This window comes from bacterium, assembly GCA_030530825.1.
Taxonomy (GTDB): Bacteria; Patescibacteriota; Saccharimonadia; order Saccharimonadales; family Saccharimonadaceae; genus Nanogingivalis.
This window is the reverse complement of sequence record JAUMUF010000001.1, coordinates 230072-251288: the sequence shown is the minus strand read 5'-3', so window position 1 is coordinate 251288 and position 21217 is coordinate 230072. Positions and strand designations below refer to the sequence as shown.

Annotated in this window: 19 protein-coding genes; 17 read left to right on the top strand and 2 right to left on the bottom strand. The window is 43.2% G+C overall.

The window, feature by feature from the left end; translation table 11 throughout:
• Nucleotides 1-12: 12 nt before the first annotated feature.
• Nucleotides 13-873, bottom strand: a complete 861-nt coding sequence (dprA, locus tag Q4A21_01340; GenBank protein ID MDO4902184.1) for a DNA-processing protein DprA — start codon at nucleotides 871-873, stop codon at nucleotides 13-15.
• A gap of 456 nt (nucleotides 874-1329) precedes the next feature.
• On the opposite strand from dprA, the gene Q4A21_01335 reads away from it, so the two are divergent.
• The 4 genes from Q4A21_01335 to Q4A21_01320 all read left to right on the top strand — a co-directional run bounded on the left by Q4A21_01335 (nucleotide 1330) and on the right by Q4A21_01320 (nucleotide 5867).
• Nucleotides 1330-2448: an AI-2E family transporter gene (locus Q4A21_01335; protein ID MDO4902183.1), complete on the top strand. Its 1119-nt coding sequence runs from the start codon at nucleotides 1330-1332 to the stop codon at nucleotides 2446-2448.
• Between the two features lie 235 nt (nucleotides 2449-2683).
• Nucleotides 2684-3049 (top strand): hypothetical protein, encoded by a 366-nt coding sequence (locus Q4A21_01330; GenBank protein ID MDO4902182.1) that lies wholly within the window; start codon nucleotides 2684-2686, stop codon nucleotides 3047-3049.
• A gap of 153 nt (nucleotides 3050-3202) precedes the next feature.
• Nucleotides 3203-5389 carry a UvrD-helicase domain-containing protein gene (locus tag Q4A21_01325; GenBank protein MDO4902181.1) on the top strand — a complete coding sequence of 729 codons (2187 nt, stop codon included), beginning with the start codon at nucleotides 3203-3205 and terminating at the stop codon, nucleotides 5387-5389.
• On the top strand, nucleotides 5382-5867 hold the full coding sequence (locus Q4A21_01320; protein ID MDO4902180.1) for a hypothetical protein: 486 nt from the start codon (nucleotides 5382-5384) through the stop codon (nucleotides 5865-5867). Before Q4A21_01325 ends, Q4A21_01320 begins: the two co-directional genes overlap by 8 nt.
• 102 nt (nucleotides 5868-5969) lie before the next feature.
• Here Q4A21_01320 and Q4A21_01315 read toward each other — a convergent pair whose 3' ends face one another.
• Nucleotides 5970-6464 (bottom strand): hypothetical protein, encoded by a 495-nt coding sequence (locus Q4A21_01315; protein ID MDO4902179.1) that lies wholly within the window; start codon nucleotides 6462-6464, stop codon nucleotides 5970-5972.
• A gap of 112 nt (nucleotides 6465-6576) precedes the next feature.
• Here Q4A21_01315 and Q4A21_01310 point away from each other — a divergent pair, with 112 nt between their 5' ends.
• The 13 genes from Q4A21_01310 to Q4A21_01250 all read left to right on the top strand — a co-directional run bounded on the left by Q4A21_01310 (nucleotide 6577) and on the right by Q4A21_01250 (nucleotide 21171).
• Nucleotides 6577-7782, top strand: a complete 1206-nt coding sequence (locus tag Q4A21_01310) for a G5 domain-containing protein (GenBank protein MDO4902178.1) — start codon at nucleotides 6577-6579, stop codon at nucleotides 7780-7782.
• A complete protein-coding gene (gene rsmA, locus Q4A21_01305; protein ID MDO4902177.1) occupies nucleotides 7782-8741 on the top strand; it encodes a 16S rRNA (adenine(1518)-N(6)/adenine(1519)-N(6))-dimethyltransferase RsmA in 960 nt (319 codons plus the stop codon). Before Q4A21_01310 ends, rsmA begins: the two co-directional genes overlap by 1 nt.
• Nucleotides 8742-8801: 60 nt before the next feature.
• Complete coding sequence (gene metG, locus Q4A21_01300) at nucleotides 8802-10286, top strand: methionine--tRNA ligase (GenBank protein MDO4902176.1); 1485 nt, start codon at nucleotides 8802-8804, stop codon at nucleotides 10284-10286.
• A gap of 3 nt (nucleotides 10287-10289) precedes the next feature.
• Complete coding sequence (locus tag Q4A21_01295; protein ID MDO4902175.1) at nucleotides 10290-11093, top strand: TatD family hydrolase; 804 nt, start codon at nucleotides 10290-10292, stop codon at nucleotides 11091-11093.
• A 53-nt stretch (nucleotides 11094-11146) separates the two neighbouring features.
• Nucleotides 11147-11629 (top strand): hypothetical protein, encoded by a 483-nt coding sequence (locus tag Q4A21_01290; GenBank protein MDO4902174.1) that lies wholly within the window; start codon nucleotides 11147-11149, stop codon nucleotides 11627-11629.
• 109 nt (nucleotides 11630-11738) lie between these two features.
• The gene (locus tag Q4A21_01285; GenBank protein ID MDO4902173.1) at nucleotides 11739-11966 is read left to right on the top strand and encodes a hypothetical protein; all 228 of its coding nucleotides are present in this window, start codon (nucleotides 11739-11741) and stop codon (nucleotides 11964-11966) included.
• On the top strand, nucleotides 11966-12364 hold the full coding sequence (locus Q4A21_01280; GenBank protein ID MDO4902172.1) for a hypothetical protein: 399 nt from the start codon (nucleotides 11966-11968) through the stop codon (nucleotides 12362-12364). Before Q4A21_01285 ends, Q4A21_01280 begins: the two co-directional genes overlap by 1 nt.
• 38 nt (nucleotides 12365-12402) lie before the next feature.
• Nucleotides 12403-13578 (top strand): cysteine desulfurase family protein, encoded by a 1176-nt coding sequence (locus tag Q4A21_01275; protein MDO4902171.1) that lies wholly within the window; start codon nucleotides 12403-12405, stop codon nucleotides 13576-13578.
• Between the two features lie 3 nt (nucleotides 13579-13581).
• Nucleotides 13582-14178, top strand: a complete 597-nt coding sequence (locus Q4A21_01270; protein ID MDO4902170.1) for a YdcF family protein — start codon at nucleotides 13582-13584, stop codon at nucleotides 14176-14178.
• Nucleotides 14179-14180: 2 nt separating this feature from the next.
• Complete coding sequence (gene mnmA, locus Q4A21_01265) at nucleotides 14181-15281, top strand: tRNA 2-thiouridine(34) synthase MnmA (GenBank protein MDO4902169.1); 1101 nt, start codon at nucleotides 14181-14183, stop codon at nucleotides 15279-15281.
• 3 nt (nucleotides 15282-15284) lie between these two features.
• The gene (locus Q4A21_01260; GenBank protein MDO4902168.1) at nucleotides 15285-16202 is read left to right on the top strand and encodes a PIN domain-containing protein; all 918 of its coding nucleotides are present in this window, start codon (nucleotides 15285-15287) and stop codon (nucleotides 16200-16202) included.
• A 12-nt stretch (nucleotides 16203-16214) separates the two neighbouring features.
• Complete coding sequence (locus tag Q4A21_01255; GenBank protein MDO4902167.1) at nucleotides 16215-19679, top strand: ATP-dependent DNA helicase; 3465 nt, start codon at nucleotides 16215-16217, stop codon at nucleotides 19677-19679.
• Between the two features lie 58 nt (nucleotides 19680-19737).
• Nucleotides 19738-21171, top strand: a complete 1434-nt coding sequence (locus Q4A21_01250) for a glycosyltransferase family 39 protein (protein MDO4902166.1) — start codon at nucleotides 19738-19740, stop codon at nucleotides 21169-21171.
• Nucleotides 21172-21217: the final 46 nt, after the last annotated feature.

Here is a 21217-nt window from a genome sequence, read left to right as displayed (position 1 = left end):
AGAGTTGGAGGTTTAACTCAAACCCCACTTATTGCTGCCGAGAGATTTGACTGTGCCTTTAATCTCGAGCATTGTTATCGCTTGGCTGAATTCTTGCGCCGAGAGGGCAGATTTTTTAATAATCGCATCGCCGTCGCGCTCGCCACTCTGGATGATCTGAAGGATTGTTTCTTCAACTTTATTTTCTGCCGAAAAAAGCGAGGCCTGCCTATCTTTAACCCCATCTGGAAACAAAAAGTCCAACACATCCTGCGCAGAGAGCAGGGGTGTAGCGCCCATTTTAAGCAACTTATTACAACCTTCTGAAAGTGGCGAGGTTATATTCCCGGGAACAGCAAAAACTTCCTTGCCCTGATCGAGAGCGTGGTTAGCAGTGCTGAGCGTGCCACTGCGGGCGGCGGCCTCAACAACCACAACCGCATCGGCAAGCCCCGACACAATCCTATTGCGCTCAAGAAAGGTGAATTTTTGCGGAGCCGAGCCAATTTCATACTCGCTCAAGATCGCTCCGCCACTATTTATGATTTTTTCAGCCAAGCCTTTGTGTGAAGCAGGGTAAATCTTATCGAGTCCGCCAGCCAGCACAGCAATAGTTGTTCCGCCCGCATCCAGACACGCCTTATGCGCCTCACTATCAATGCCGTAAGCCAACCCCGAGATCACAACCACACCGTGGCGAGCCAACGCGGAAGCAAGATTTTGAGCAACTTCACGACCATAAGCAGTCGGCTTACGCGCGCCAACAATCGCTACAGACTTCAATCTTTTTTCTGGCAATCTACCTCTGATAAAAAGCCTTTCTGGGGGCTGATAAATATGCTCAAGTTGCCGAGAATATTCATACTTTAGCGGGTCGATCGTCTCAATATCCATAAAATCTCCAAAATAAGTGTTGACTTTATTATAAATATATGCTATTATAAACACAGTTGATAAAATAAATTGCTATTTTGTCAAAAGAACATACTATTCGTTACAGTGTATAATATTTTCTTCTTTTATCCTTTCATCTCCCTCCTTATACTTTTAGAGAAGATAATATTATGCGCGATAACCCCTTTGACCGGCGTCCCCTTGTGTATTTTGGTGGGTAGACGCTTCGAATTTCGAGCCTACACTTGGGTGCGTCGAAGGGATAAAAATCCATCCGAGCGATGCCCACCCGTGCTCGGGTGGATTTTTATTTTACTAAAAATATGTTTTAATTTAGAAATATAATTATAATTTGTCAATGAACTTATGTTTATTTAATATAGATATATTTTAACATAATTATATCGGATGCAGAATATGTTTATTTTATTATAACTCTATGATATAATTACAGATATGAAAACTACAATCGAAATCGAAACCAAGACTTTTATCCGATTTTGGACCGTTTCAATCGGATTTGGCTTGGCTGGCCTTATGCTTTGGCTATCAAAAGATGCGTTAATTTTGCTTGGTGTTGCAGCGTTTTTGGCTCTCGCACTCAACCATCCCGTTTCTAAAATCACCAAAATTCTCCCTGGATCAAAGAAGAACCGAGTTGGAGCAACAGCCGTAGCGTACCTGATTTTGGTGATAATATTGAGTCTATTTATGCTATTTGTGGTGCCTGTTATTGTGGAGCAGACGAGCAAATTTATTGGCACATTGCCAGATTTAATTAATAGTGTTACGGCAGAAAACTCCGTCATGCGACAATTTATAGAAAAACACGGAATGACAGGGCTCGTCAAAGAAGCCACCGAGAATTTGACCAACTTCGCAGGAGAATTAACCAAGAATATTGGCCGAATCTTCTTTGGCGGGGTTAACACTGTGGCTAATATGATTTTTTCCGGCGTGATGGTGTTAACGATGGCATTCTTTATGCTTGTTGAAGGTCCAAAATGGCTCGCCGATCTCTGGAAATTATACGATGATAAAGCCAAAATGAAACGCCATAAACGCATCGCCAGCAAAATGTACTCAGCCGTAAGTGGATTCGTTAACGGACAATTAACAGTTTCTGCTATTGGTGCGGTGGCAACCTCACTCGGAGCATTGATTTTAGCATTAACAATGGGGATACCAATGAGTCTGGTTGTACCTGTGGGCGTGATTTTGCTCTTCCTTAATATGATACCGATGTTCGGCGTGATGATTGGCGTGGCTATCTCTACAATCCTCGTGGCAATGAATTCGATTCCAGCAGGTATTGTTTTCTTGATTTATTGCATGATATACCAACAGATTGAAGGCAATGTTATCTCGCCGATGATTCAAGGCAAAAACAATAGCCTTTCTCCAGCGGTAGTGCTTGCTGCCGTTTTGGTCGGAGTTTATGTGCTTGGTCTACTTGGCGCGCTCATTTCGATACCGATTGCGGCTTGCGTTAAGATTTTGATCGACGAATATTTCCTTTCAAAGAGAGAAGTATCGCAAAAATCAGACATTTCTGATGTGGTCAAAAAATTATAGAAATTTAGCGCGAAATACTTGACAAATCTACCTCCCTTATGCTAATATCTAACTAAGCATAACTGCTTAAATAAAAATAGTAATAATAACAATAATGTTCTATAAGAAAGGTGGAAATTTCAATATGAACACTATCAAAAACCAAACTAAAAAAGGATTCACAATCATCGAAGTTGTCCTCGTGCTTGCGATCGCCGGACTTATCTTCTTGATGGTCTTCTTAGCACTTCCAGCATTGCAGAGGAGTCAGAGGGATACAACTCGAAAGAACGACGCTAGCCGACTACTAGCAGCAGTTAATGATTCTCGGGCAGCTAACCGCGGACAATTACCAGCGGCAGGCGCTAACGTCAATACCCAGATTGTAGACCGGTATGTTACTGTAGGTGGAAGTACTTTTGTCGATCCAGCTTCCGGAAACCCATACACTACCGGCACCATCCTCAACGGAGCTCAAGCTGGAAATATTGGCGCAGGAACAATGCAGGTTATTCGAAATGCTCAGTGTGGAGACAACGGAACTGCAGTTGCAGGTAATGGAGTTGTCATCCGAGCTGGCGTAGAAAGTTCACCAAATGTTGCATACTGTCTACAAGGATAATTTCTAATTAAGCACATCAAAAATAAACCCCTCAGGGGTTTATTTTATATTAGCTTTAATATAAATTAAATCTATATTGGCCCGCAGGATTCAACTCTCAAATTTCATCCTAAGGATTAGGGGCGATCGATAATATATGATATAATAGTGTTTATGGATTTATTAAAAGGTCTTAATATTAAACAAAAGCAAGCCGTAGAAACACTTGACGGCGCGATGTTGATTCTAGCGGGGGCGGGGAGCGGCAAAACCAAAACGCTCACTCATCGCATCGCTAATATTATTGCGCACGGCACGCCAAGTGAGCGGATTTTGGCGGTAACTTTCACCAATAAAGCGGCCCGAGAGATGCGAGAGCGATTGGCGGAACTTCTTGGTGCTGATGCTAGCGACAGATTTTTTATGCCGTGGATGGGGACATTTCACGGAATTTGCGTGCGGATTTTGCGGCTCAAAGGTGAACATATTGGTATTGCGCCCAACTTTGTGATTTATGATGAAACCGACCGACAAAACCTCATCAAGCGGATTTGCTCCGACCTGAATTTTGACAGTAAAACATTGAAGCCATCCAGTGTCTCGAGCGTGATTTCTAATGCTAAGAATGAACTTCAAACGGCGGAAGATTTTGCCGATAGCGCCCATTGGGGATTCGAGCAGAAGTGTGCAGAAGTCTTCCTTAGATATGAAAAGGAGCGCAGGAAAGCCAACGCCCTCGACTTTGACGATCTTCTTAGTGAGACCGTCCGCCTCTTAAAAACTGCGCCAGAAGTGCGAGACTTCTTCCGGGAAAAATTCGAGCATATTTTGATCGACGAGTATCAGGACACCAACTCAGCGCAATATCAGATTGTAAAAATGCTAGTCAATGATCAAGAAAATATCTGCGTTGTGGGCGACGACTGGCAGAGCATCTACTCTTGGCGTGGGGCGGATTTTACCAACATTTTGAATTTCGAAAAAGACTTTCCGCGCGCCAAAATCATAAAATTGGAGCAAAATTATCGCTCGACAGAAAATATTTTGAACGCAGCCCATGCGGTGATTTCAAAAAATGAAGTCAGAAGTGATAAAAAACTCTTTACCAAAATCGGCAAGGGCGAAGAAGTCCGCCTCTGGCAAACGCATGACGAGCAAGAAGAAGCCAGTCGGATTACCTCGAAAATCTTCAGCGAGAAAAGTGTTGGACTTCGAAAATATCAAGATTTTGCCATTCTTTACCGCACCAACGCACAATCTCGCTCGCTCGAAGAAGCCCTGCGTCACGCTGGGATCGAGTATAAAATCTTTGGCGGAATGCGATTTTATGACCGTAAGGTGATCAAAGATTTGTTGGCGTATTTGCGTGTGATCTACAATCCTCTGGACCAAGTGGCTTTTGAGCGAATTGCCAATGTACCAGCGCGCGGTTTGGGTAAAGTTTCTTTGGAAAAATTCTTGAATTGGCAAAGCGAAAACGGCTTGGATTTGATTTCTAGCCTTTTGGCGGTGGATGGACTCTCAACGATGCAGACGCGCGCGAGAAATTCTCTTAAGAATCTGGGAGAAATCTTGCGGTTGGGGCAAATTTTGAACCAAGACGGCACCAGTCCAGCGGAAATTTTAGAAAAAATTATCGACAAAACCAATTATAAATACTTCGAAAAGTTGAGCGAAGTCGAACAAAAAGATAAAGAAGAAAACATCGGCGAGTTGATTTCTGACGCCAAAATTTATGCAGATCTCGCTGGATTTTTAGAAAACGCCGCCCTGATGTCGAGCGCAGACAGCGAGAGCGATGACCAAGTTTCTCTGATGACCATTCACGCTGCCAAAGGTTTGGAATTTCCTGTGGTGTTTTTGGCAGGAATGGAAGAGGGGGTTTTTCCGCACAGCCGAGTTTTTGACAGCGATAAGTCCGAGTTGGAAGAAGAACGCCGGCTCTGCTACGTGGGAATGACACGAGCGCGAGAAGAGTTGATTTTGACTTGCGCGGGAAGTCGAGCAGTTTTTGGACAGAGAAATTACAGCAGTCCGAGCCGATTCATTACAGAAGCAGGGTTGGAAATTGCTTCTAAATACGATGAAATTTATGGCGCGAGTTCCAATAAATTTAGTGACGATTTCGATCAAGGCTCAAGCCAATTTGATGGTTTTGACGAAGAAATATCTTACGAAGAATTTAATGATTTTTATGACGAAGGGCAATATTTACAGATTGGCGACCGTGTAAAATCGCCTGTCTTCGGCGCAGGAACAGTGCGCGGAATTGACGGCTCGGCTGTCGAAATCGAATTTTCAGGCGGAAAAATACGCAAACTCAACGCAGAGTTCGCAAGATTGGAGAAAATTAGTGACTAAAATTATTGCAGCCTATCCATGTCTGGGCAAAACAACGATCGGAAATCTAAACCGAGATTTCATCTTCGACCGAGAATTTAACGAAAGTCGCTCTATTCGCGGAATGAGCAGATCAAACAAAGAAAAGTTCTTTAAGCTTTGCGCGGATATTATAAATTTACAGATAGAATCTGGATTTTATAAATATATTTTCGTGACAGATGATTTTGAAATTCTTAAAAATATATCTCTAAATCCGTCAAAAATTACTGTAATTTTCCCAGATGCGAGCGACGGGGAGGCTATGCGTGAGTATAAAAATCGTGTCATATCTCGCTCCGGCGAGGATTGGTTTAATAGAGTATTAAGAGAAGAGGTGAAAACTCTCCAGCAAACAATTGAAAAATATCGGAAATTTGGCTTTGACGTCCAGCTGATTAAATCCGGTCAATACATCGGCGATGTCTTCGAATTTTCAGAAGAAATAAGCCTGCCATAAAATAATAGCAATCCAAAAAATGATCTTCAAGCAGGAAAATACGCAAATTCAACGCAGAGTTTGCTCAACTCAAAAAATCTAAAATAGGTCAAAATGACCTATTTATTCTTTGGAGGCTAGATAATCATTAACCAATACTGGGGTAGCGTCACGCTCAGGGTAAACAATAATCCAAGTTAAGCCATCTTCGCCGTATTTTTCCTTAGCCCAATCTAGCAATTCATTGCCGACTATCTCTTTTTGAACAACAAAAGAATTTCCACTGAAATTATCCCAGATGAGCAAAAATTTATCGTCGGTGTGTTGATTTTTACTAGCAAAATCTGGAATGCCATAAAACTCTCCCAGATCACTAGAATCAACCATTTCAAGCAGACCTTCGCGAGAATTTGAAACTAACAATCGACCACCGAGCCGATGCCACTTTGTTAAAAAATTCGTCGAAGGCAGCTCAAGAATGGCATTAGTTTCTCGAATCCACTCTTCATCACCGATAAGTCTTTGTTCCGCAAAATCCCAATCTTCGAAATTCAGCCTCACATCAAATCCTTTTCGACGACCAAGCATAAAAGCTTCGCGCGGTAAAATCCTATCCATAATATCCTCCTCAAGGTGCTATTTTCTTAATTATAAAGCATATAAAGCACGAAGTCAATTCAATAATAAAAGTTTGAAATTTCCACCCAAATTTGATAAAATAGGTTAAGCAATGTTGAATTTTCAGACTAAATATCCGTTCAAAAATCACAAAAAATCTCTAGCGATTGGCATTTTTGCTGGATTTTTAGTAATTCTGGGTGGAATTTTGATTATAAACTCTCTCCAGCCAGCGCGCGCCAAAGATGGCGATGATAAAATAATCACCGTTTTTGAGGGCGAAACTAGAAAATCTTTCATCTCAAAGGCTAAAACAGTTGGTGAAGCGCTAAAACTGGAAGGTATCGAGATCGCGCCAGAGGATAATGTTGAGCCAGAATTGAACGAAAAACTCACCGGGGCTGATTATAATATCAATATTTTCCGCGCTAAGCCGTATCTAATTCAGGATGGCGAGAAAAAAATCCGTGTCTTGACTGCCAATAAAGTGCCGAGTAAAATTGCTGCGACGGCTGGCGTTCAAATTTTAGAAAACGACTTGGTTCAATTTTCTCACTCAAAGACTCTTCTCGAAGACGGCACGACCGGCATCCTTCAGGTTATTCGGGCGAAGGAAATTCGCGTAAAAATCTTTGGTCAAGAAAAAACTTTCCGAACGCAAAGCGCGCGTATAGCAGACTTTTTGAAAGAGAAAAAAATCAAGCAAGACAGAGATTTGTGGGTTTCCAAGGACTTGAAGTCGCAGATCACAAACGGAGATTATTTTGAAATCGCTCGCAACGGCGTCCAGACTATTTCACAAGACGAGATAGTGGCATTTCCGATCGAAAAAATCCAAGATGGCGAAAAACCAGTGGGATACAAAGAAATCAAAGAAGCGGGCGAAAACGGCTCCAAAACTGTTGTTTATGAGATAGATTTCCAAAATGGGAAAGAAGTTTCGCACAAAAAAATCTCGGAAGTTGAAACTAAAAAGGCTAAAAAACAGGTTGAGGTTGTTGGTGTAAAAGGTTCAACTCCTATCCCAACTGCGGAACAATCCGGACTTTTGAGCGCCGCCGGCATACCTGCATCCGAACACGGCAATGCAACCTATCTCGTCAATAAAGAATCTCGCTGGAACCCAAGCGCCACCAACCGCTCAAGCGGAGCATACGGATTACCTCAAGCCCTCCCAGGATCAAAGATGGCATCAGCAGGGGCAGACTGGCAAACCAACCCCGTAACACAATTGCGCTGGATGAACGGCTACGTTTTGGGTAGATACGGAAGTTGGGCTAACGCCGTAGCACACAGTCGAGCGAAGGGCTGGTATTAATGAGTCTCAATTTCAAACAAAAATCTGGCGCCGCCCGCAGAATCGCAATGAAGAATGCTGATTTTTATCGCGCCCAAAAACTTCGAAATAAGAAAAACTCTCGCCAAAATTCTTACAAAAACTCACCACGCAAACAATCCGAAGACAACCTCCAAAACAACAAATCGCTCGGCCAGCACTGGCTCCGCGACCGCGAGATTTTGGACGCTATCGTTTTTGAAGCGGAAATCACGGATGGCGACTTTGTTCTCGAGATTGGTCCTGGTCTCGGCACCCTGACATCTTCTATATTGCGAGCAGTCGCAACAAGCGGACAGGTTTTAGCGATAGAATTCGACCCTAAACTCGCCCAAAATCTCCCCAAATCTTTCCCCGGCAAAAATCTCGAGGTTCTCAACGCCGATTTCTTGGACTTTGATCTCGACAAATTACCTTCAGGCTATAAAGTCGCCGCCAATGTGCCATATTATATCACTTCCAAAATTGTCGAAAAATTGCTCACCGCGCACAATAAACCAAGCGTGGCCGCGCTTCTTGTCCAAAAAGAAGTGGCTGAGAGAATGGCCGCCCAATCTGGAAATTTGAGCGTTTTAGGCGTCGCAACCCAGATTTATGCGGAGACAGAACTCGGAAGCCTTGTTCCGCGAGAGTTCTTCACGCCGCCGCCAAAAGTTGATTCGCAAGTGATAATTCTCAAAATTCGCCAACAAAATCTTCTCGAAAGATTCAATCGAGAGACTCCAAGCCAAATTTCTGAAGAAGAATTCTTCCGCGTAGTCAAGGCGGGATTTTCCTCCAAGCGTAAAAAAATCGCCAAAAGCCTCTCGGCCAACTTCGCAATCCCAAGAGAAAAGGTTGAAGAAATTCTCGAAAGAGCAGAAATCTCACCAGATTTACGCGCGCAAGATTTGTCAATTCAAGATTGGCTCACGCTCGCCAAAATTTGGCAAGAAAAATAAACCCCTCCCACACCGGAGGGCTTTTTTCTTCGCTTAAAATATGTTATAATTATAAGCAATATGAAGAACAAACTTTACATCACAACTGCAATTCCTTACGCAAACGGTGCGCCACACATCGGCAACGCACTCGACTATTTGCTCGCCGATATTTGGGCTCGACACCAGAGGTCGAAGGGTCTCGAAGTCCGCTTCCAAGTCGGCACTGACGAGCATGGCAACAAAATCGCCGAGAAGGCGCTTCAACAAAATCTAACACCACAAGCATATGTTGATGGCACGGTTGAAAATTTCCGCGCGTTAATGGACAAGATGAAGACCACTTATACCGACTTTGTCCGCACAACTGACAGCCATCATATTGGCGCGTCGCAGTATATTTGGACGCAATTGGGCAATTTTATCTATAAAAATTCTTACGAAGGTTGGTATTGTAAGGGCTGTGAATCTTTTTATACAGAAAAAGAAGTTGCCGAGCAGGGCGGAGTTTGTCGCGATCACCAAATTCCTTTTGAAAGATTGAGCGAAGAAAATTATTATCTCAGGATCTCAGAATTTGCGCCCAAAATTATCGAAGCAATAGAATCAGACAAGATGAAAATCGTTCCAGAATATCGCAAGAAAGAATTCTTAAATTTCTTGCGCGGCGGATTGGAAGATGTCTCAATTTCTCGCCCAAAGAAAAACTTAACTTGGGGCGTGCCAGTCCCAAGCGATCCAGATCAGGTGATGTATGTTTGGATCGATGCGCTCGCCAACTATCTCAGCGTAATTGGCTATCCAGATAGACTCGAATGGCAAGAATTTTGGCCGGCCAATGTTCAAGTTATCGGAAAAGACATCTTGCGCTTCCACGCCGGAATCTGGCCTGCAATGCTTTTGGGGCTTGGCTTACCTCTGCCTAAAACTTTACTCGTCCATGGACATATTTCCAGCGGTGGCGTCAAGATGAGCAAATCTATCGGCAATGTCGTCAGCCCTAACGAAATCATCGACAACTACGGTCTCGACGCCTTTCGATATTATTTCTCGCGCCACATTCCAACGCTCGACGATGGCGATTTTACTTGGGAAAAATTCGAAAAAAGTTACAACAACGAACTCGGCAATGATCTTGGCAACCTCGTTTCGCGCGTGGCCAATATGATCAAACGCTATCAATCTGGCGTGATCGGAGAGATCAAAGGCGATGAATTCGACCTTCACAATTACGAGAAACATATGAAAGATCTCGAATTCAACAAGGCTATGGATGAAGTCTGGACACTTGTTCGCGCTCACAATCAATACATTGAAAACGTCAAACCGTGGGAGATTGCTAAACTCGCGCGTGATAGCAAGGATGAAGAAAATCACCTCGCGGAAGTTCTCGCGCACTCGGCAGGCGGAATTCTTCAAATCGGGCGAATGCTCGCGCCATTTATGCCCGACACAGCCGAGAAAATCGAGACAATGTTTGCTTCTGGCGTGATCCGCGATGAGGAGATCGGTATTCTTTTCCCTAAAATTTATATTAAAACCGAGGACCCACGAGTTAAAAAATAATTTATGATAATCGATAGCCATTGCCACATCCACGATCAAGATTTTCCTTTTTCGAAAGAAGAAGTTTTTGAAAATATGCGCGAGATGGGCGTCTGCGCGGCTCTGTGTATTGGTGTTAATGTCGAGAATTCTGCGCGAGCGGTGGAATTTTGTAAAGAAAATTCGAACGAAGAAATCCAACTCTTCGCCGCCGTAGGAATTCATCCGCACGAGGCAGAAAGCGTTGATATTGAGCGAGATATGCCGATTTTACGCAACTTGACAAAAAACCAAAATGTTGTAGCCGTTGGCGAAATTGGCCTCGATTATTTTTATGAAAATTCTCCACGCGAAGCACAAGAAAAAGTTCTTTGGGAGCAACTCAAAATCGCTTTTGAGGCAGATTTGCCGGTAAGTTTTCATGTTCGAAATGCGTTTGACGACTTTTGGCAAATATTGGATAATTTTGAAGAAGAATACGGCCAAATTCGTGGTGTTTTACATAGTTTTACAGATTCAGAAGAGAATCTCTCACGCGCATTGGAGCGAGGATTTTATATTGGCGTAAACGGAATTTCAACTTTTGTCAAGGAAAAAGAACTGCTTAAAATGTTCGAAAAAGCCCCTCTCGACCGAATCCTTCTCGAAACCGACGCACCATATCTCGCGCCGCAAGGCAAGCGGGGTAAGAAAAATCAACCAGCCTGGACGGCGCTTGTGGCGCAAGATTTAGCCACAAAACGAGCGGTAAATCAAGAGGAAATCGCCAAAATCACCACGCAAAACACTCTAAAATTATTTAGTATTGACAAAAACGCACTCTTATGATATAATCTAATTATGCTTCGGCATAAAATTTTATAGAAAAGAGGTGTCAAAAAATGGCACAACCCAAAGAACATTCCTTTACAGACCAAGAATTTAGAGTTCTTACCGAAAACGTCTCTCAGGAGGGCTTAAAATCCGCCACAGTCAAACTGAGGCAATTGTTTTGCGATGGCTTTGTTGGAACAGTGTCTCGCAGGGCTGAAGACAACCTAAGTGACGTACACTCATTTATAGACACAGTTGCAAGACCCGACATAAACGAGAACTTCGATAAAGACATGTCCTTTTCCGCGAAACTCTGCGAAGAAGCGCTCGATAAAATCAACATAGATTACATCAGCGTAGATAACGCAATCATAATCTCCTCTAAAGAGTGCAAAGCCGTTATCTTTATTGCGAGCTTCGGAATCTTTGAATCTTCGGACGTAGGAAGGATAGGCATAGGTTCACCTGAAGTAATGGCCGAAAAAATGATGGTAAAAGAACTGTCTTCAGTTTTCATTAAAGAAATGAACGGCAGACGAGCGGATGCGTAGTAGACAGAGGAGAACCTTCTCCTCTTTTTTCTTTATCCAAAAACCATTTCCGCATTGACTTTTTTCCAATTTTGTGCTAAAATAAAATCATTGCTAAGCGGAGGAAATTATGAATATTTCAGATAAAAGTCTTTTTCAAATTCCAAATTTCGAACAGTATCAGAAAAAGGAAGAAAAGGTCGAAATTTCGACAAGTCTTTTTGACGCACCACAAACTTCTGCCCAAAAATTCGAAAGAACTCCGCAAGAAAATCATATTCTACAAGATATTTTGAAGAAAAGTCAAGAAATAATCCAAGCCCGCCAAGAGGCAGAAGCGTTTCTCAGAGGTCGATAGTGCCCCACGGCGAGGATTTTTACTACAAAAATTATTTTCAAAATCGCAAAAAGCGACGATTTTTTAATTCACTAGAAAAACAGTCCAACGAAACACTGTTGGACCTTGAAAGCAAAGTCGGCTCAAAAATCTTTGGCCAAGCGCCAAACGGCGTGCGACGAGAATTCTTCAACCTAAATGAGAACAGTTGGATCTGGCACGAAGAATGGACTGACGGGCACGGGCGACTTCAACAGATCACAACTCGCTATGAAATCCGCAACGATAAAGTGGTAAAAATCCAACCTGGTCCACGATATTTTGAGGTAAAAGGGCAAGAACTTGCCAATTTTCACGCTGCGGTTAACGCTTACCACAGGGCGGTTTTGAGCCAAATTTATCGCAAGCACAACCATTAGATTTGAATTTTCAACCCAAAAATGCTATACTGTTTAAGATGAAATCAGACTTTATTTATCTTGACCACGCCGCTACAACACCCGTGAGCGACAAGGTTCTTGCGGCGATGATGCCGTATATGAGCGAAAAATTCTTCAACCCAAGTGCGCCATATCTGCCCGCGCTACAAGTTAGACGCGACTACGAGGACGCTAAGAGCCAAATCGCGCGCACAATCGGCGGTAAATCGGACGAACTTATAATTACAGCTGGCGCAACAGAGAGCGTCAATCTGGCATTTTCTTGCTCGTCAAAGGAAGATGAAATTTTGGTGGCGGAGTTTGAGCATCACGCTGTGCTTCGAGCGAGTGAAAATTCTGGAATTTCGAAAAAAATCAAGATTTTGAAGAATGGCGTCGTAGATCTTGACGACCTTCGAAGTAAAATTTCAAGCAAAACAAAAATTGTCAGCGTAATGCTCGCCAACAACGAGACGGGCGTTATTCAACCGATCGCAAAAATCGCTGAGATTGTCCGAGCGGAGCGCAATCGTCGGCTTCAATCTGGTGAAACTCGCCCAATTTGGCTCCACACCGACGCGAGTCAGGGCGTTGGACAACTCGACATCAGCGTTTCGCGCTTGGGCGTGGATATGCTAACCTTAAACGCGGGCAAAATCTACGGCCCCAAGCAAATTGGCGCACTCTGGGCAAACAGAGAAGTCTCATTAGAAGCACAAATCGTAGGCGGCGGACAAGAGCGAGGACTACGCTCCGGCACAGAAAATGTCGCCGGCACAATTGGCTTTGCGATGGCGATGATTTTGGCAGAAAAATCCCGAAAATCAGAAGTAGAAAGACTTCGAAATTTAAAGGCGATTTTCGAAAATTCCTTCCGCCAAAACTTCCGCGAGAATGAAGATTTCTTCTTTTTAGGCAACCCCAAGAAGCAACTCGCCAGCCATATTTCGGTCAGTTTTCCAGGTATTGACGCTGAGCGGATTGTATTTTCGGCAGAAATGAACGGCGTCTTGATTGCCACCGGCTCGGCTTGTGCCGCCAACAAAGGCACGCGATCACACACTTTGACGGCGATGGGACTCACGCCAGAAGAGGCGGACGGCAGTTTGCGTATCACTCTCGGCAAACTTTCGACAGAAGAAAATTCAAGGCGCGCGGCAGAAATTTTGTGCAAAATCATCAAGGATGAATTTATTCGAACAGGTAAAAAATAATAAATGAGAAATTTTTTAATGATTTTAGGAATTTTGGCGCTGATTTTCGTGATGGCGATTGCCGGAATTACAATTTTTATTCGCCAGCCGAGCGATTTTGCTGAATTTTGCGGCGTCGAGAATCCGTGCGACGCGGTTGTGGCGATTTCTGGCGGAAATACAGAGGTGCGCGCCAATTATGCCGGACAAATTGTATCCCAAGGCGTAGCAAAAAACTTGTTATTTTCTGGCGCCAACGCCGACCCCAATGTCATTAGCGATGCGCTAACAATGAGAAGCGCCGCCAAGAAAATGGGGATTTCTGACCAAAAAATCACGCTCGAAGAAAACGCCCGCAACACCGAAGAAAACGCCAGATTTTCTGCGCAAATCATCAAAGAAAAGGGCTGGAAAAGCATCATTTTGGTCACAAGCCCGTATCATCAACGCCGAGCGTTTTTAGAATTCAAGCGTGCTTTGGAAGGGCTTGACATCGAAATTCACAACGCACCAGCCAAAATCGACCCAGATTGGCGAGGGCGAACTTGGTTTTTGAGCCCACGCGGTTGGTATTTGACAATGTCAGAATTTGTTGGTATAATTAGATTTTATTTGAGGTAAATATGAGTTCGAAAAAAGATTTGACAGTTTATGTTGGAATGAGCGGCGGGGTGGATTCTTCGCTCACGGCGGCACTTCTCAAAGAGGAGGGCTATAATGTTGTTGGCGTTTATATGAAAAACTGGACGCAGGATTTACCAGGGATGAAATGCCCTTGGGCAGAAGACCTCGCAGACGCCAAGCGCGTGGCGGTTCAATTGGGAATTGATTTTAAGGTTTTTGACTTCGAAAAAGACTATCGCGAAAAAGTCGTCCAATATATGATCGACGAATACCGCGCCGGCCGCACGCCCAACCCTGATATTATGTGTAACCAAGAGGTCAAATTCAAACTTTTCCTCGAAGCAGCACTTGAAGACGGAGCGGATTTTATTGCGACTGGGCATTACGCCGGCGTTCGAAATGGTGAATTGATCCGCGCCAAGGATGAAAACAAAGACCAAACTTACTTCCTTTACCGAGTTTCGGGCGAGGCAATGCGGCGGACAATGTTGCCGCTGGGCAAATTCACCAAGCCCGAGGTGCGCAAAATGGCGGAAGAGCGAGGGCTTTTCACCGCGACCAAAAAGGATTCACAAGGGATTTGCTTTGTTGGCAAAATCGGCATTCGCGACTTCTTGAAGCAATTTATCCCAGAGCAAAAACCAGGCAAAATCATCAACCGCGAGACCGGTGAGGTTCTCGGATGGCACGACGGCGCGATTTTTTATACGCTTGGGCAAAGGCACGGGCTTAATATTGGCGGCGGTCTGCCGTTTTATGTCTGTGGCAAAAATATGGACACCAACGAGGTTTTTGTCAGCACTGACATTAACGCACAGGAGTTATGGACTGATCAAATTAGCGTTTCGGCGCTACATTGGATTAACGACCCGGCCAAAGATGGCGAAGAGATCGAGATCCGCATCCGTCACCGCGCGCCTCTTGTAAAAGCCAAGATTTCTTTTGAAGATACTCCCCAAGGTGCTTCTACGCACAAAATCCTGCGCTCGGCGGGCTCAGCAAAACTTACTTTGAGCGAAGAACAGCGCGCCGTTACCGCAGGCCAAAGCGTAGTGTTTTATCGAGGCAATGTATGCTTGGGTGGGGGAATCGTCGTTTAAATTATGAAGAACTATATCTTTATAGACACCAATATACTATTAAATATGTATTCAGTGGACGTAAACCTGGATCATTACGATATAATCCTAAGCTTAGTAGAGATAGGTTATATAGAAGTATTTATAAACCAGCAGATATTCGAAGAGTTTATACGAAATCAAAATATACTAAAAGAAAATTTAATCAACTGCTATCGTATAGATGCAAGTAAGGTTAAGTTAATCCTAGGGGAAAAACCGAAAGAACTAGCTGAAATAAATAGAAAAATAGGTGATGCCTTATCGGAAAAAATATCAAGAATAGATAATATATTCAGTAAACTATCCTATGGGCGGACCAAATTAACCACTACATCTATAGAGAAGGCTAAAACAAGACACATACTAGGAAATCCTCCAGGTAAAAGTAATCACACTATTGGAGATGAGGTGAACTGGGAGTCTTTTTTGGAGTTTATAGAAGCGAGAGAATGCAAGGGCTGCTTCTATATATTAACCAATGACAACGATTATATAAAAAATCAAGAATTCCTTAGGAGAGAATGCTACGCACTACCAAACCTAGATATATTAAGCTTCAAAATCGCATTCAATAAAAGTGCCAAGGATTTTATAGATGAACTCTTAAAGAGCAGTCAAAAAGAGCTTAAAGAAATAGCAATTAGAAATTTGGCAACCAGTGGGTCATTTTACGAAACAGACAGACTTTTCTTTTTGCTAAGTAGAATAGACTCTATATCCTATAGCGACATGGAGAATATAGCTAAATACACTATAAGTAATAGTCAGGTATGGGGGGCTGTAATTAATTGGCCGAGGCTAGAAACCTTAAATTTCCTCATAAACAATAAACCGGAAAGCGATCTATCAGAAAATCTAAAAACCATATATGAACGTATAGAGAATAATCTTCAAAAATGATAAAATAGACCTATGAACGACTTCGAAACCAACTTCCAAAAAGCCTACAATATGCTCAACCCAGAACAGCGCCAAGCCGTTGACCAGATTGATGGTCCGCTCCTCGTAATTGCTGGCCCGGGGACAGGTAAGACGCAACTCCTCTCAACTCGTATTGCCAAGATTTTACGCGACACTGATGCTTCGGCTGACAACATTTTGGCGATGACCTTTACAGATGCGGGCGCGAGAAATATGCGCGAGCGCCTCGCCACTTTTATCGGCGCGGATTCTCATAAGGTCAATGTTTTCACCTACCACGCCTTCGCCAACGAAATCATCCAAAATTACCGCGAATTCTTCATAAATCGTAACCTCGACAATCTGGTCGACGATATTTCGCTCCACCAAATTTTGTCCGAGATTCACGAGCAAATCCCGCAAGATTCTCCTTTTAAGCGCGTCGAAATTGGCGAAATCTCCCGCGCTATTTCCGAACTAAAACAAGCGCTCATTACACCGGCCGAACTTAAAAAAATCGCCGAGCAAAACTCGCGGCTTGATTTGGAGTTGCTCAAAAATCTCCGCGAGATCGACTTCGAATCAATTAAAAATAAGCGCAAAGAAGATATAATCAAGCCATTTTATGAAAAAGTCTTACTAGCGATTGGACAAGCATTGAGCGGCGAAATGGCGGTTTCAGAAAAAATCAAACCCAATCTTTTTTATGCGTTCGAAGATCTCCGCGCCGTGCTTGAAGACGAGCCAGAGAAGTTTTCAACCAAGCCTTTCACTGCGTGGAAAAACGCCTACCTCGGCAGAATTGGAGCCGACGGAAAAGCCCAGCCAACGGATTTTGTCAAAAACAAAAAACTGGTCGAACTTGCCGATTTCTATCAAAAATACGAGGACACTCTGCGCCAAAATTCTGCCTTCGACTATAATGATATGATTCTCGAAACCATCCGCGCGATGGAGAACTTCGCCGAACTTCGCCTAATGCTCCAAGAAAAATATCAGTATATTTTGCTTGATGAATATCAGGACACCAACGGCGCGCAAAGTCGCTTGATTGAACTTCTAACAGATAACGAAATCTTCAACGGGCGGCCAAATGTGATGGCGGTGGGTGACGATGATCAGGCAATTATGGCGTTTCAGGGCGCGAGAAGTTCTAATATGCTGGATTTTTTCAACCGCTATCGCGACACGGGGTTGGTGAATCTCCGCGTCAATTATCGCTCGCATAGCAAGATCCTCGAGAGCGCTGGGGCGATTGCGGAGCAGATTTCTGATCGCCTGACGCAGAATTTGCCTATCAAAATCAAGAAAGACATCGTGGCGTTTAATGATGGCAATTTCGAGGCGCCGCAGATTTTGCGAAAAGACTTTTTGAGCCAAGCGGCAGAGTTCGACTGGACGGCGGGAGAGATTTCTAAATTGATCCAAAGTGGCGTCGAGCCCAATGAAATCGCCGTTCTTTCACCCAAGCACGCGGTGCTTCAGGACTTTGCTCCACATCTTAAATATCGAGATGTGGCCGTCAATTACGAGAAGCGCGATAATATTTTTGAAGATAAAACGATCCGTGCGCTGGTCAAAATCTCGCAACTGACCACGGCAATCAAGTATGAAAATTGGGACAAAATCAATGAGATTTTTCCTGAAGTTTTGAGTTTTGACTTCTGGAAATTGAGTGCGCTCGAAATCTGGAAATTAAGTTGGCGGGCAGAGCACAATCCGCGATTTTGGCTTGGAGAGATTTTCGAAACCCCTAAATCTACTTCTACAGATCCAACTGAAGTGCCTGACACAGAGGAACTCGAGAGTGTCCGCGCGGTCGCGCAATTCTTAGTTCAAGTTGCCATCAAAATGGATGATTTTTCGCTGGAACAAATGATCGACATCATTCTCGGCACTGCTAAATTTGACGATTCTGATTTTGTCAGCCCGATTCGCGCCTACCTTTCGCAAATTTCTGAAGAAGAATATTACGATACTTTACTCAATCTGACGGTTTTGCGTGAGCATTTGCGTGAATTTTTGAAAGAAAAATCCAGTTCTCTGCGAGATTTGGCAGAATTTGCCGCAATTTATGAAATGGCGGAACTCAGGATTGTCAACACCAACCCGCACAAAGTCAGTGATGACGCCGTCCAACTGATGACCGCTTATAAGTCCAAAGGTCTGGAATTCTCGCACGTGTTCATGCTTGGGGTCAACAACTCCGGCTGGAATAGCGATCGCAAGGGCAAGGATGGCATCAGTCTACCTAAAAATCTCGAGTTTGTCCGCATTAAAGACGGTGGAGAAAACACCCGCAAGCGACTATTTTTCGTGGCATTGACGCGCGCCAAAACGCATCTTTATCTCACCAATCCGCTCAAAAATTTCTCCGGCAACAATAATTCTCGGCTGGAATTTTTGAATGAAGTCGAAGAAAAGGTGGGCGAAGAAAAATTCTTCATCGCCAAAAATCTCCCAACAGAATTCCAAAAAGTCGAAATGACCGAAAACGACAAACTCTCGCTTCAAGCGATTGAAAACAACTGGCACGGCTTCTACCAAGTTAAAAACGAAAAAATGCGAGATTTGCTCCGCGCAAGACTTGACAATTATAGGATTAGTGCTTCTCATATCAATTCATTCACGCAAGTCAAATACGGCGGCCCACAAAGTTTCTTCGAAAATACCATTCTGCGTTTTCCATCTGGAGAAAATGTTAATAGCGCAACTGGATCGATCGTTCACGCGCTTGTTTCGAGGGCGCAAAATGAACTTCGAGCGAGCGGAAACTTCGACAGCGAAAAAATAATTGCGCGAGCAAGTCAAGAGGCGAAAAAATACAACTTTGGCGAAAAAGACACGACTGAAATTGTGAAAACGGCACAGGATTCGCTTCGATTTATTTTCGAAAATCGCCGAGAAATCTTCTCTCCAGACAATCTCGCGGAAGAAAATTTCCGCGCGGCTGGCGTGGTGGTAGGCGAGGCGATCCTAACCGGTAATATCGACTATCTTCAGATTGATAAAACTGCCAAAAAGATTACTGTCATCGACTGGAAAACAGGGCATATTCCGCTCGATCGCAATGACGAGACTAAAATTCAGACCAGCGCGCCCAAAACCTACAATTATGAAAATCAGTTGTATGTTTACAAAATCCTGGTCGAGAATTCACCAAAATTCGCTGGCTACACCGTGACGGATGGCGTTGTTGAGTTCATCGAGCCGGTCGACGGGCGAGGATTTTCGCACCGCATAAAGTTCAATGACTTACGAGAAGATTTCGTCAAATTACTGATTAGAGCGGTTTACGATAAAGTAAAGAATTTTGAGTTCGAAGATGATATTTCTGGCTTTAGCGACGATCTTAAAGGAATTCGGCAGTATCAAAATCAATTGGTGCGAGAATTTGCTAAAAAAATCGGACTATCCGAAGCGCCACTTTGGATTTTTGAAAGGACAAAGACCTATCTTGCGATGATCGAGATTTAAGCGAGTTTTTGGCTCGGATTTTTGGATTTTACCATAAAATCTGATATAATTGAGATATATGATTAAACAAAAAATCGCCAATTTTTGGCTTTACAAACAGAGGTATCGCCTCGCATACGGATTTTTGATTTTAAGTTTTATTTCGATTTTAGCGTTTTCGATTTTTGTGGCTCCAAGAGGCTTAACGGAAGCGGAAATTTCTTTCAGCGTAGCCAGTCACAATCTTGAAATTGAAAATCTTTTTAGTAGCAATATAATCAACTTGCCGTTCAAAATTCTTCAAAAATTAAGCATCGGGATTTTTGGTTTGAGTGAAATTTCTGTCAAATTGCCAGCGATTTTGCTGTCATTCTTGGCGATTTTCTTGATTGTAAAATTATCACACGCGTGGTTTGGCCGAGGCATTGCCACGATTACGGCAATTTTAGCCACTGCTTCAGGGCAATTTTTCTTCATCTCACAAAGTGGTACGGCTGAGATTTTACAAGTGATTTATCCGCTGGCGCTGATTTTGCTTGGATTTGACTTTGTTAGAAAAAGGTCGCGCGCGACGCTTTTGGCGATTGCTGCGATTTTGGGCTTAATGATTTATTCACCTCTGGGGATTTTTATGCTCGTGGCCACAACTTTGGCGCTTTTTGCGCATCCTGGACTTCGATTAACTCTTAGAAAGATAGCCAGAAAGGACAAAATTCTGACTGGCGCTGTTTTCTTAATCGTTATTACACCGACCTTGATCTCAATCTGGAGAGATGGCTCGACTTTGGGCGCAATTTTTGGATGGGCAGAAAATTTCAACTTCTCGAAGAACTTTCAACTATTATTCTCAAGGCTGTTTAGTTTCGAAAACGCCATTTCTGGCGGAGTGATTTTGCCAATCGTGAGCCTGCCAACGCTGATTTTGATCGCGATCGGGATTTTCTTCACACTACAATCTCGACACACGCCAAAATCTTATCTGCTTTATATTTGGCTGATGATTTTGCTCGTGGCGTGTATGATCAACCCTGATTTTACAGTGATTTTATTCGTGCCGATCTTACTATTGACGAGCACTGGCATTTATAGTTTGATACAAACTTGGTATACAATTTTCCCTAAGAATCCTTACGCACGAGTGTTTGGATTGATACCAATTTCTGTATTTTTGGGCGGATTTTTGCTGGCCAATCTCGACAACTTCCGCCTGAATTACCTTCATTCCCCAGAAGTTAGCGCTAAATTCAATCAAGATTTGCATATCTTACAAGAAAATCTTGGCGACAGAAAATCCGTCAATTTGATGATTTCTGCGCAAGAAAAGCCTTTTTATAAGATTTTGGAGAAGCAAAATAAAGCCAAAATCGTTGACAATTTCCGTGAAAATGAGATTTTTGTTTCCAACAAAGCCCTCAAAACGACCGATACACCAAAAGGCTATCAGATTTCAAGAATTTTAACTTCGAGCAAAATCTCTGATGCGGCCAGATTTTATATCTTGAAAAAACTGTAGGATTTTGATAAAATAAAGAAAGATTTTATAATTTTAAGGAGGAAAA